The 12,676-nt window shown below is 45.2% G+C and carries 11 protein-coding genes; 9 read left to right on the forward strand and 2 right to left on the reverse strand.

All coding sequences use genetic code 11. The features are described 5' to 3' along the window. The first annotated feature begins 173 nt into the window (after window positions 1-173). From KQI22_RS12055 to KQI22_RS12085, 7 genes are all read left to right on the forward strand, one after another. A complete protein-coding gene (locus KQI22_RS12055; RefSeq protein WP_216552683.1) occupies window positions 174-974 on the forward strand; it encodes an MBL fold metallo-hydrolase in 801 nt (266 codons plus the stop codon). 226 nt (window positions 975-1,200) lie between these two features. Beyond that, window positions 1,201-2,922, forward strand: coding sequence for a MutS-related protein (locus tag KQI22_RS12060; protein ID WP_216552685.1), 1,722 nt, complete (start codon window positions 1,201-1,203; stop codon window positions 2,920-2,922). A 42-nt stretch (window positions 2,923-2,964) separates the two neighbouring features. Continuing rightward, window positions 2,965-5,178, forward strand: coding sequence for a glycoside hydrolase family 31 protein (locus KQI22_RS12065; protein ID WP_216552687.1), 2,214 nt, complete (start codon window positions 2,965-2,967; stop codon window positions 5,176-5,178). Window positions 5,179-5,236: 58 nt separating this feature from the next. Next, a complete protein-coding gene (locus KQI22_RS12070) occupies window positions 5,237-5,830 on the forward strand; it encodes a sugar O-acetyltransferase (protein WP_216552689.1) in 594 nt (197 codons plus the stop codon). Continuing rightward, window positions 5,818-6,885, forward strand: a complete 1,068-nt coding sequence (locus tag KQI22_RS12075; RefSeq protein ID WP_216552691.1) for a cell wall hydrolase — start codon at window positions 5,818-5,820, stop codon at window positions 6,883-6,885. The genes KQI22_RS12070 and KQI22_RS12075 overlap by 13 nt, the downstream gene beginning before the upstream one ends. A 67-nt stretch (window positions 6,886-6,952) precedes the next feature. Continuing rightward, a complete protein-coding gene (locus KQI22_RS12080; protein ID WP_216552693.1) occupies window positions 6,953-7,942 on the forward strand; it encodes a 2-hydroxyacid dehydrogenase in 990 nt (329 codons plus the stop codon). Window position 7,943: 1 nt separating this feature from the next. Beyond that, on the forward strand, window positions 7,944-8,906 hold the full coding sequence (locus KQI22_RS12085) for a hypothetical protein (RefSeq protein WP_216552695.1): 963 nt from the start codon (window positions 7,944-7,946) through the stop codon (window positions 8,904-8,906). Window positions 8,907-8,965: 59 nt separating this feature from the next. Here the strand turns inward: KQI22_RS12085 and KQI22_RS12090 are convergent, their stop codons facing one another. Then, entirely contained in the window at window positions 8,966-9,493 is a 528-nt protein-coding gene (locus KQI22_RS12090) for a hypothetical protein (protein WP_216552697.1), read from the reverse strand. A 172-nt stretch (window positions 9,494-9,665) separates the two neighbouring features. Between KQI22_RS12090 and KQI22_RS12095 the strand changes: the two genes are divergently transcribed. Continuing rightward, window positions 9,666-10,265, forward strand: a complete 600-nt coding sequence (locus KQI22_RS12095; RefSeq protein WP_216552699.1) for a TetR/AcrR family transcriptional regulator — start codon at window positions 9,666-9,668, stop codon at window positions 10,263-10,265. 7 nt (window positions 10,266-10,272) lie between these two features. Here the strand turns inward: KQI22_RS12095 and KQI22_RS12100 are convergent, their stop codons facing one another. Further along, window positions 10,273-11,034, reverse strand: coding sequence for a DUF6062 family protein (locus KQI22_RS12100; RefSeq protein WP_216552701.1), 762 nt, complete (start codon window positions 11,032-11,034; stop codon window positions 10,273-10,275). A gap of 199 nt (window positions 11,035-11,233) precedes the next feature. Between KQI22_RS12100 and KQI22_RS12105 the strand changes: the two genes are divergently transcribed. Next, window positions 11,234-12,616 (forward strand): uracil-xanthine permease family protein, encoded by a 1,383-nt coding sequence (locus KQI22_RS12105; RefSeq protein ID WP_216552703.1) that lies wholly within the window; start codon window positions 11,234-11,236, stop codon window positions 12,614-12,616. Window positions 12,617-12,676 lie beyond the last annotated feature (60 nt).

The following is a 12,676-nucleotide window of genomic DNA, read 5'->3' on the forward strand; positions in this document are numbered from 1 at the left end:
TAAATTACAAAATTAGAAAGCTTTTTTAAAACGTAGAAATATATTTTTATTTAACAGAACCTTGAAAAAGTGGATATTTAAAGTAAAAAAGTGGACATTCAAGGTAAAAAGTGGACATTCGGACTAAAAAAGTGGACATTGAAAGATATCCGAAACGAAAGGAGCACTCCAATATGCAGCTTACAATGCTGGGAACCGGCAATGCGCTGGTAACAGAATGCTATAATACCTGCTTTGTATTAAGCGAACAGGAAGAATATTTTATGGTGGACGGCGGTGGCGGCAATCAGGTTCTGCGGCAGTTACAACTTGCCGGGATCGACTGGAAAAAGATCCGCACGATCTTTGTGACACATAAGCATATCGATCACATCATGGGAATTATCTGGATGATCCGCATGATCTGCCAGCATATGAGACAGGGTGTATATGACGGAGAGGCGGTTATCTATGGACATGCGGAGGTGATCGCGCTTTTGCAGGAACTTTCCGAAAAGCTGATCCAGAAAAAGGATGTGGCAATGATCGGACAACGGCTGCATCTGGTTCCGGTAGAAGATGGCGCGTCAAAGGAAATTCTGGGAAAGAAAGTTACTTTTTTCGATATTCAGTCTACCAAGGCAAAACAGTTTGGATTTTGCATGGATCTGGGAGAAGATAAAAAGCTGACCTGCTGCGGAGACGAACCGTACAACAGTTGTGAGGAAGTATACGCAAAGGACAGCACATGGCTGTTACACGAAGCATTTTGCCTGCACGGACAGGTGGATATCTTCCATCCGTATGAGAAGCATCATTCCACGGTGAAGGATGCGTGTGAGCTGGCGGAGCAGCTCCATGTCAAAAATCTGCTTCTCTATCACACAGAAGACAGAAATCTTGCAAAAAGAAAAGAATTGTATACAGAGGAAGGAAAGCAGTATTATCATGGCAATCTGTATGTGCCGGATGATCTGGAAAAAATTATATTATAAGGATGAGAATGGGAGCCATCGAGGAAAATTGATGGCTCCTATTTTATGAACAGGGTTCTGAACAGCCACCTGTTTTTATATAAATTATGCGTAAAGAAATCAATATATTTATATTAGAATGTCAGTTATTTGATAGGAAGGCAGCTTGTGTCGTGATAAAATAAAGCTATGCAAAGCAATATTTTATACCATGATGAGCTATCATAAGAATAAATGGAGGATGCTTATGAGCCATAGGAAATACAGCCTGCTATACCCATCAGAGCAGACGGAATACAAAACACTGAGTCAGACAACTATGCATGATCTGGGAATGGATCAGATCTGTAAAAAGCTGTCAGCAAAAGAGTCTGAGCAGAATTATATCTTAAATGTCATGGCGCGGATGTATGCAGACCCGATAGTCACGCAGTACCGCTGTGATATTTTTGAAGATGTGCTACAGAATAAAAAGATGCGGGACGATATGATGGAAATACTTGGACGCATCAGTTTTCTGAAAGATTATGGCGGCTTTAAACGGGAATACGACGACAGTGCCAGCATCTGGGATCTGCTGCACAGGCTGGATGAGATCAACGATTATATCAAGTGCGTGGATGCACTGCATACCTGCCTGGCGGATCCACAGCTCCATTCGGCGGGATTTCTGGGACTGCGGGAATATGTGGAAGAAATTTATGCAGATAACGGTTTTGCAGAACTGAAAAAGGATATTGCGGGACTGAAGCTGGATACCTCACAGCTCAAAAGCATCACAGTTGGGATCAATCTAAATGACCGGTTTGAGGCGGATGGGATCGGACTTGTTTCGATTAACAGTAAGTATTTTACAAAAGCTGGTATTCTCGGTAATTTCTATGAGCATATTGCGGCAAAGGATCGTATCAATGCGGATACAACATGGAAGAATGATTTCAAATTCCAGCCGTTTGATGTCAATGCGGAAGGTGCGTTGCATACACCGCTGCAAAAAGCAATGGGAGCAGGGGCGACGGTAGCGGATGCCATGGTCGGAATTGTCAGTATACCGGAGGGCGATCAGGCAAAAGATGTGACGCGTTATACGGACCGTGTCGTGAATCATATGGTTTCCCATATGGTCAAAAGAGCGAAGGAAGTATTGAATAAATATGTGTCTGTCACGATCACCGATATGACAGATCTGATCCCGGAGATGATGTACTATATCAGATGGGCGGAATATATGAAGAAACTGCAGGACAAAGGATTTTCCTTTGCAAAGGCTGTAGTCTGTCAGGAACCTGCTCAGGAGGCAGACAGATATGAAATGCTGGCAAGGGGCATTTATAATCTGAAACTTGCGGTTTTTGAAACGGAGGAATCGGGCAATATCGTAACAAATGATCTGGATTTTGATAAGATCCACAGAGTTTATGTGTTGACGGGTGCAAACCGCGGTGGTAAAACAACGATCACACAGGCGATCGGACAACTGTTTGTACTGGCACAGGGCGGCATTTATGTACCGGGCAGCGGATTTACGTTTTCACCGGTGGACTGCATTTATACCCATTTTCCGGCAGATGAGGACAAGACGCTGGATCTGGGACGTCTGGGCGAAGAATGTAAACGTTTTAAGGAGATTTATGAAAATGCAGATAGCAGAAGCTTACTGCTGTTGAATGAATCCTTTTCAACGACCTCATTTGAGGAAGGGTACTATATTGCAAAGGATTGCGTCAGGGCAATTTTATGTAAGGGAATGCGGACTATTTATAATACGCATATGCATAAGCTGGCATTTGATCTTGCCCAGATCAATGAAGAACAGAAGCATGCGGAGGGAAGAGCGTTTTCTCTGATCGTGCATGCAAAAGATGCAAAGCGTTCCTATCAGATCGAAGTGGCACCACCGGAAGGAAAATCTTATGCGAGTCAGATCGCACAGAAGTACGGTGTGACCTATGAAATGTTGACAAAATAGTGTGAGCGTATAAATTTACAGAATAACAGGAGATGGATACAGATGAATCAGGCATTTAAAACATATGAAACAGTAAATGATAGTGTCAGGCTGCAATACGAAGAAAGTGTGCTTTATGTAACGGTGCTGGAAGGCGATATCGTGCATGTTTCACAGAAAGCAGGCATTCATAGCTATGCGATAGAAGATGCAGATCGGGTCAAGATCCTTCAGCCGGAAGTCAGTCAGGGCAGTGCGCCATGCAGAGTCAGGATAGCTGCGGGTAACATGGAGGTGCAGGTAAAAGATAACGAAAAGCTGGATATTTTTTACCGGGGAAAGCTGCTTGTTTCCGATTATGAAGAAGAGCGGAAAAAGCCGGAGAAAAATCCATACGAGGATCTGACGCTGGCACAACTGGAAGGACATGCGGTAGAAGAAGGGACAGACAGAAAAGATGCAGTGATGATCCTTAAAAAGCTTGGAAAAGAGGATGCTATTTATGGACTGGGCGATAAACCGGGCTGTCTGAACAAGCGGGGATATTCTTATATCAACTGGAATACGGATGATCCGGATCCGCATGTGGACAGCTTTAAATCGCTGTATAAATCCATTCCGTTTTTTATGGTGCTGGGAGACAACTTCTGTTATGGATTGCTTGCAGACAACACCTATAAAACAACTTTTGATTTTGGCTGCGAGAATGAGGCATATTATTTTGTGGAGCACCAGAAGGGCTGTCTGGACTATTATGTGATACCGGGAGAGGATCCGAAAGCAGTTGTACATAGTTACACGATGCTGACCGGAACAACACCACTGCAGCAGAGATGGATCTATGGGAACCACCAGAGCAGATGGAGTTATTTTACGCAGGAGGAAGTGGAAGCACTGGCAGAGGAGTTTGAGAAGCGTGACATCCCATGTGACGTGATCCATATGGATATTGACTATATGCAGGGCTATCGCGTTTTCACCTTTGACGATCAAAAGTATCCAAATGTGCAGAAGCTGTCACAAAAGCTGGCAGCAAAGGGGATCAAGCTGATCACGATCATTGATCCGGGTGTGAAAAAGGATCCGGGCTATTTTATGTATGACGAAGGTCTGGAGCTGGATGCATTTGCGAAGGATGAACAGGGCGAGGTTTATGTGAATACAGTCTGGCCGGGCGATGCGGTATTCCCGGATTTTACACAGGAAAAGGTCAGAGATTGGTGGGCAGACAAGACAAAGGTGCTGACAGATCACGGAATCCGGGGCATCTGGAATGATATGAATGAACCGGCGAGCTTCCACGGCCCGTTACCGGATTCTGTAAAGTTTGCAGAGGGTAACCATGATGAGATCCATAATATTTACGGACATCTGATGGCAAAAGCAACATATGAAGGACTGCTTGCGCAGGATGGCGGCAGAAGACCGTTCGTGCTGACAAGAGCTGCATATGCGGGCAGCCAGAAATATTGTGGTGGCTGGACAGGAGATAACCACAGCATCTGGCCGCATATTATGCTTTCACTGGAGCAGATCTGCAACCTGTCTTTGAGCGGAATGGCAATGTGTGGCAGTGATATCGGCGGGTTTGGTTCCGATACAACACCGGAACTTCTGATCCGCTTTTATGAAGCGGCAGTTTTTGCACCGTTTTTCCGAAACCACTCTGCCATGGGAACACACAGACAGGAGCCGTGGCAGTTTGGGGCGCAGACAGAGGAGATCATCCGTAAGGTGATCAAATTGCGTTACAGATTTCTGCCATACCTGTATGATCTGGCAAGAGAATGTGAAATGACGGGAGCACCGATCGTGCGTCCGCTCGTATATGGATATCCGCAGGACAAAACAGTGCGGAATATTGCAGATGAATATATGCTGGGAGATTTTGTACTGGTTGCGCCGGTCACAGAACCGGGAAAAACCGCAAGAGCCGTTTATCTGCCACAGGGCGACTGGTATGCCTATGATACGAATGAAAAGTATACGGGCGGCAGATACATTTTAGCAGATGCGCCGCTTGATCAGATCCCGATCTTTATCAAAGCCGGAGCGATCATTCCGGTAGCAGAGGGTAACTTCCATTCTACGGAAGATATTACAGAGGACAATATCCAGATGCTGACTTATCCGGGCGAGGGCAGATTTGTGCATTATGAGGATGATAACGAGACTCTTGCCTACAGAGAGGGCGTTTATAATGCGACAGAGTATATACTGCATGGAACAACTCTGACAAAGAAAATATTGCATGAGGGGTATAAGAGAAGTATTTAGGGTAGCAGATTTTCGCAGATTCATGTAAAATAAGAGTACAGGCAGAAAGGAAGGTCATATGACAGAATGGGAAAAAGCCCAGCAGGGTTATTTATATGATGCAAGTTATGATCAGGAGATCGTAGACGCCAGAACAAAATGTGCGGATCTGTGTTATGCGTTTAACGCGTGCAGACCGTCTGATATCGAGACACAGGAAAAGCTGATCCGGGAAATGCTTGGTGAGGTCAGAGGCAGTTTTGTGATCACTGCTCCGTTTTATTGTGATTATGGCAGCAATATTTCGATCGGAGATAATTTTTACACGAACCACAACTGCACGATCTTAGATGGTGCAAAGGTAACCTTTGGAGATTATGTATTTATTGCTCCAAACTGTGTATTTTCTACGGCGGGACATGCGATAGATGCCCAGATGCGTGCGGACGGACTGGAGATTGCATTGCCGATCACAGTCGGAAACCGTGTATGGATCGGAGCAAATGTTTCGGTACTGCCGGGTGTGACGATCGGAGATGATACCGTGATCGGTGCAGGCAGTGTGGTAAACAAAGATATTCCGGGCGGTGTTGTGGCAGCGGGCAATCCGTGCAGAGTGATCCGTAAGATCACAGAGGCTGACAAAGAGAAATATCCGATATGGAAAGCGTAAGAGAACAGAAGAGAGGAGCCGGTATGCGGAAAAACAAAAGAAAATGGATCTGTATTTTAGTGCTGTCACTACTGTTTTGCATCAGTGCGGCGGCAGTTATGGAGACACGGGTGCAGGCAGCACAGACGCAGGAAACAACGGGATTTGTAAAGAAGAAGGGCAAAACCTACTACTATAAAAACGGGAAAAAGCAAAAAGGACTGAAAACGATCGATGGCAGCAAATATTATTTCAGCAAAGTAACCGGCGTAATGCAGAAGAAGGTATTTAAGACCGTAAAAGGAAAGAAATACTACTTTGGCGCGAACGGAAAAGCAGTCAAAGGGCTGAAGACGATCAAGAAGAACCTGTATTATTTTAATACCTCGTGTGTGATGCAGAAAGGCTGGAAAACGGTCAATGGCGTGAAATATTATTTTGCGTCGAATGGCAAGGCATACAGGAACACAACGAAAAAGGTCGGTAAAATCTATGCCCGCTTTGATGAAAACGGAGCATATCAGATCACAGCTTCTTATTGTATGGTAAACGGCAGAAAGATGCAGGTGCAGTACCGCACGGATCCGCAGGTCAGCGATGAAATATTACTTGCAGCAATTTTGTATGCGGAAGCAGGCGGTGAGAGGCAGACAGCACTTTCTGCAACGCTGGATCAGGAAACGATCCGTGTTTACAAGGGACAGTTAGCTGTGGGCTATACGATCTTGAATCGTATGGCGAGCAGAAGTTATCCATCGACCGTGAAGGAAGTTGTCTACGCACAATATCAGTTTGAGCCTGCAAGAACCGGCGTTTTGACAGCACTTCTGAAGGATCAGACAAGGATCAGTACAGAGTGTAAAAATACTGCAAAGCTGCTGCTGAAAGATTATAAGGCAGCACAGGACAGCGTGAAGGCATTCCCACGCAGCGAGTTTACATGGTATAACTTCTGGGCACTCAGTTATGCAAGAAATTATTCTGATTTCTTCTCAGTGTACAAAAAGAGTGAGTATCAGATCATAGGCAATCAGGTATTCTTTAATTATACCAAAACGATCCACAGCCAGAGCTGAGCGAATAGAGTAAATGGAAAAACGACATACTAAACAGTAGAGTTTGGATGGAGTCAGGAGGTCTGGAATGAAGATTTTATTTTATGATACCAAAAAGTATGACAGAGATTCTTTTGAAAAAGTGATACCGGATTTTCCGGAAGTGGAAGTAGATTATTTAGAAGCCGATCTGTCCGTGCAGACGGCAAGACTGGCAAAGGGATATGACGCGGTCTGTGCTTTTGTCAGCTCAGATGTCAGTGAGAAGGTATTGCAGATTTTGGGACAGCGGGGCGTAAAGCTTGTGCTGATGCGTTGTGCGGGCTTCAATAATGTAGACCTTGCGGCAGCGGATGCAAACGGCATCACCGTACTTCGTGTACCGGGCTATTCTCCGGAAGCGGTCGCAGAGCATGCCATGGCACTGGCACTTGCGGTCAATCGGCATATCCATAAGGGATATATCAAGGTGCGGGAGAACAATTTTAGTCTGGTGGGATTAACCGGTGTTAACTTCTATGGAAAAACAGCAGGTATTGTCGGAACCGGCAAGATCGGTGCTGCCATGTGCAGGATCTGCCATGGATTTGGCATGAAAGTGATCGCCTATGATATTTACCGGAACCCGGATCTGGATTTCGTGGAATATGTGGATTTTGACACCTTACTTGCAAACAGTGATCTGATCTCCCTGCATTGCCCGCTGACAGAGGAAAATTATCATCTGATCAATCAGGATACGATCCGGAAAATGAAGGACGAAGTGATCCTGGTGAATACATCACGCGGTGCCCTGATCAAGACAGATGATCTGATCGCAGGCATCCGAAGCCGGAAATTCTTTGGTGTGGGACTGGATGTGTACGAGGAAGAAACGAACAATGTGTTTGAAAACAGGGAGGATGATTTTCTGGAACATTCCACAACGGCAAGATTGTTGTCCTTCCCTAACGTGATCGTGACTTCCCACCAGGGCTTCTTAACAGAGGAGGCACTTGCGGCGATCAGCCAGACAACATTGCAGAACGCAATGGATTTCCAAAACGGAACGATCAACCCGGTAAATCAGGTGAAATAATATGAAGAAAAAAGTGCTTGGGGCATGTGCGGCGGCAGTGGGTTTGCTTTTGCTCATTGCTGCTGCAGCTGCCGTATGGATCTGGCAAAAACCGGAAACAAGATTTCTGGTCACAATGCAGCAGGCTCTCAAAGAAAAAGGGCTGCTGGGAGAGTTCAGGGACAGACGGGAGCAGGGACAGCTCGCGCAGCTGGATGGAAGATACCGGATCTCTCTGCCCCTGCTTGGTAAGAAAAATATGGAATTTACCGCGCAGTTTTCCGATGGAACGGTATTGCTCCAGCCGACCGCAAGCAGTGATATTATTTATAAATATGTGTATCAGGATGCGGATAATCAACAGGCACTGCAAAAGCTTCTGGGAGAGGAAGCGGAGACGCAGATCGATTTCTGGCTGTCAGTGATCGAAGGAACAGAGAATGGTAACGGCGCCGGGAAAGGAACGGGCGAACTTGGAAAAGAGCGGCAGAAGGAGCTGGTTTCCTACAGTAAAGAAGTGATGCATAAGCTTTCACTGACAGAAGGTAAGCAAAAACACGCATACATAAATGGAAAGTATGAAACTTGCAGTTGTACGGAGATCGTGCTTTCCATGACGGATTTCTTGGATATTTACGAAGGCTATGCCCGCATTTGTGAACAGGATGGCGTATTGCTTCCGGCACTTTCAGAAAATGAATGGTTAAGGGAGCAGGAGCAGATCACGTTTCGGTTTTACCGGAAGGGACTGCAGCTTGCAGCGATCGGCGTTGAAGTAGATGGTGAGCCACTGCTGACACTGGCGGAGGATCAGGCAGGCATACCGCGGCTTGATCTGGAACAGATCAGGATCGGATCGGACGGCAGTCTGAGTCTGGAGCTTTCTTATCTGGAGCAGGCAGAGATACAGCCGCTGCAGGGAGAGGTACTTGATATTGGTAAGCTGACGTTTACACAGCTTCCGAAGTTATTTGGTATATTTTAAATGTGTTTGGAAAGGAAAAGCCCGAAGCAGTTGCTTCGGGCTCATTTATTTCATGTCGCTTATTTTTCTTCCTCTTCATCGAAGAATTCTTCGATCGTCTCGGTTGTAGATTCTACATTGTCGATCGGTTCTTCGTCTTCTTCATCGAAAGGCTCATCATCAGCCTGCTCAGTCTCGGCAGGTTCTTCTTTTTCCTTTGCTTTCGGTTCCGGAGCCGGAGCGTCTTCTTTACTTTCAGCAGCCGTTACTTCCTTTGCCTTTGCTTCTTCAGCAGCAGGCTTATCCTCTGTAGGCGCAATAGAATCTGCAGCGGACTCTTCTGTCTTGGCAGGTTCTGCCGAAACGTCTTCTTTGGCTTCTTCAGCAGCCGGTTCTTCCTCAGATTTTACCGTAGAGAAACGGAGCGGTACATAGCTGCGTTCCTTTCCGCCGGAAAGGTCTTTTTCCTCTTCTTCATAATCAAAATCATTGTCAAAATCATCATCGTCAAATCTGTCTTCATCAGATTTTTTGAAATAGTAATAAGCACCTGCCGCAGCAGCGACAGCAGCGCTGAACATCAGAAATTTACCAAATTTTTTTGCCATATTGTAAACCCCTTTCTATGGAATCCGTTTTCTCTATTTTAAAATAATTTTGCCCAGAACACAAGGAGTTTGTGCACAGTTTATAAGAAGTTTATGGAATTGCATGAGAGCCTGTTCTGTGATAGGATAAAGTGACTGTCAGAGTCAATGATACGGAAAAAGAGGGACTATAATGAACAATCGTTTTTTTGAACTTCCAAAGGAAAAACAGGATCGTTTTATCAATGCAGCACTGCAGATCTTTGCGAAAAATGGATATAAAAAGGCAAGTACCGATGAGATCGTGAAAGCCGCCGGTATTTCCAAGGGATTGTTATTCCATTATTTCGGAAGTAAGCAGGGGCTCTATGAATTTGTCTATATGTACAGTGTAAAATATATCAGTATGGAATATTCCCGCACCGTACCTCTGTTTTCCATTGATTTTTTCTCGCTGCAGCGCAAGGTCGAAGAAGCGAAGCGTGATATCATCCGTAATTATCCGTATATGAATCTGTTTGTGACGCTGGCATTTCGGGAAGAAACAGAAATCCTGACGCTGATCGCAGACAGTATGGATCAATATTCCACGATGCTTTCCGGTATTTACCAGAAGGCGGATCTGAGCTGTTTTAAGACGGGAATTGATGCATCTGCCGTCTTGAAAATGTGTCTGTTTGTGGCGGATGGGGTTTTAAATGAACAATTCCGCAACGACAGTATCGATGCGGAATCGTATTTTACGGAAGTGGAAAGTTACCTGCAGCTATTAGAAGAAAATATGTGCTGGTAGTTTCGGCTTATTTGGCCTGCTGGTAAACAGGATCTGCCGGGTAACCGCCGCGCAGCTTCTGCATACCGCGCTGTACAGCATCTCTGGAATTTTTCCAGTCAGCATCTTTGTTCCGGTAGTCATATTTTTCAACGAGCCATGCGACATCCTCGCCGACGCGCTTCAGATTGTCCAGCATCTGATTCAGGATCAGTGGATAGAATTCAGCCTTCTGCTTGTCATTCAGTTCTGTTTCCGCGCGTTTGCAGATATCTCCAAAGTGATGCAGGCAGAAGCCTTTGCTGCCTTCGATCATCTTTTTCATTTCATCGTCCTTCTTATACATAAAGAAGAAGGTGTCCAGATAGCGTTCATAAGTTTTCTCAAAGTTTGTACAGATATAGCAGGATTTTTCTTTTTCCTGTACCCAGTTATAAATGGCGTTGTCTGTGGTATCAGCCTTTTTCAGACGGTTCATAAAGGACGCCTTGCCCGGTGCAAACATTTTGATCTGTCCTTCCAGTTCTTTCTGCATCTGGATATAGTGTGTTTTCAGGATCCAGGCATTCCCGAGAGAGTTACCGTAGTCAAACATTTTTTTGAAATGGGCACGGCAAAAGCCTGCCTTGTCTGTCATTTCACGCATGTCACTTTCCATATAGGAGGAGCTGGAGCCGAGCACCAGATCTAAAAGATCCTGTTCTACTTCGCGTTCCACAAAGCAGAGCGGGCATTCATCGTTTGCATGAAATGCATCTGTTAATGGTATGGTATAGAGTGTTTCTTTCATTTGCCTCTTCTTTCTTCCGGCGCAGATCCGGTCAGTGGCACAGATCCGGCGGGAACTAGATATTCACTATTATGTCTTCTTTTTTAGTTTACCTGTGAGAGAAGAAAAAGACAAGCAAAAAAAGAGTGCAAAATCGCAGTGCCTATGTTAGAATGGTTAGCGGTAACAAAAATTTATCTTATGAAGGAGGATGTGTATTATGAATACGGAAGAAAAAACCTGCATTCGTGATGCGAGGGAGCTCGGTGTTCCCAAAATGCTGCTACTTGGTCTGCAGCACATGTTTGCCATGTTTGGCGCAACTATTTTAGTTCCGATCTTAGTGAACACTTATTTTGAAGGAGAAGGGTTATCCGTTCAGGTGACGTTGTTTTTCGCCGGCATTGGTACACTGTTCTTCCATCTTTGTTCAAAATTTAAAGTACCGGCATTCCTTGGTTCGTCATTTGCATTCCTTGGTGGTTTTGCTACAGTAGCGAATCTGGATACCGGTATTTTTGCGAATATGACAATGGGTGAAAAACTCCCATATGCCTGCGGCGGTATCGTAGTGGCAGGTCTGTTATATCTGATCCTGGCACTGATCATCAAGCTTGTCGGCGTGAAGAAGGTTATGCGTTTCCTGCCACCTGCAGTAACAGGTCCGATCATTATCTGTATCGGTCTGAGCCTTGCACCGTCAGCAGTATCCAACGCTTCCACAAACTGGTTTCTGGCACTGATCGCACTTGGCGTTATCGTTGTATTCAATATCTGGGGTAAGGGCATGTTCAAGATCATCCCGATTCTGATGGGTGTTGTGATCTCTTATATCGTAGCACTGATCATGCACTTTGCAGGTATGACAAACGCAGACGGTTCCGCTATCCTGAATTTCTCTCAGGCAGCAACAGATGCAGTAGTTGGTCTGCCGCCTTTCCAGCTTTGCAAGTTCGATCTGACAGCCATTCTTGTTATGGCACCGATCGCGATTGCAACTATGATGGAGCATATCGGTGATATGTCTGCCATTTCCGCAACAGTTGGTTCTAACTTTATTGAAGATCCGGGACTCCACCGTACACTGATCGGTGACGGTCTTGCAACAAGCTTATCTGCTCTGTTTGGTGGCCCTGCTAATACAACATACGGTGAAAACACAGGTGTACTGGAGCTGAGTAAAGTATACGATCCGCGTGTTATCCGTCTGGCTGCTGTCTTTGCAGTTATCCTGAGTTTCTTCCCGAAGGTTGCTGATCTGATCAGTACATTACCTTCCGCTATCATCGGTGGTGTCAGCTTCATGCTGTATGGTATGATTTCTGCAATCGGTGTAAGAAACGTAGTAGAAAACCATGTAGATCTGACAAAATCAAGAAACCTGATCATTGCAGCAGTTATCCTTGTCTGCGGTCTTGGTTTCTCAGATGGTCTGACATTTACGATCGGTGGTACATCCATCACATTAACAGCACTTGCAATCGCAGCTATCGCAGGCGTTTTATTAAATGCGATCCTGCCGGGCAAGGATTATGAATTCGGTAAAGATCCACAGGCTGACAAGAACCGTGGTCTGGACATGAACTTCATGGACAACAAATAAGTTGCTGCATAGTAACAAAATATAGGAAAATAAGAATCGGGCATGTGGAAGCTTCCACAT

Source organism: Kineothrix sp. MSJ-39 (genome assembly GCF_018917935.1).
Lineage (GTDB): Bacteria > Bacillota > Clostridia > Lachnospirales > Lachnospiraceae > CAG-194.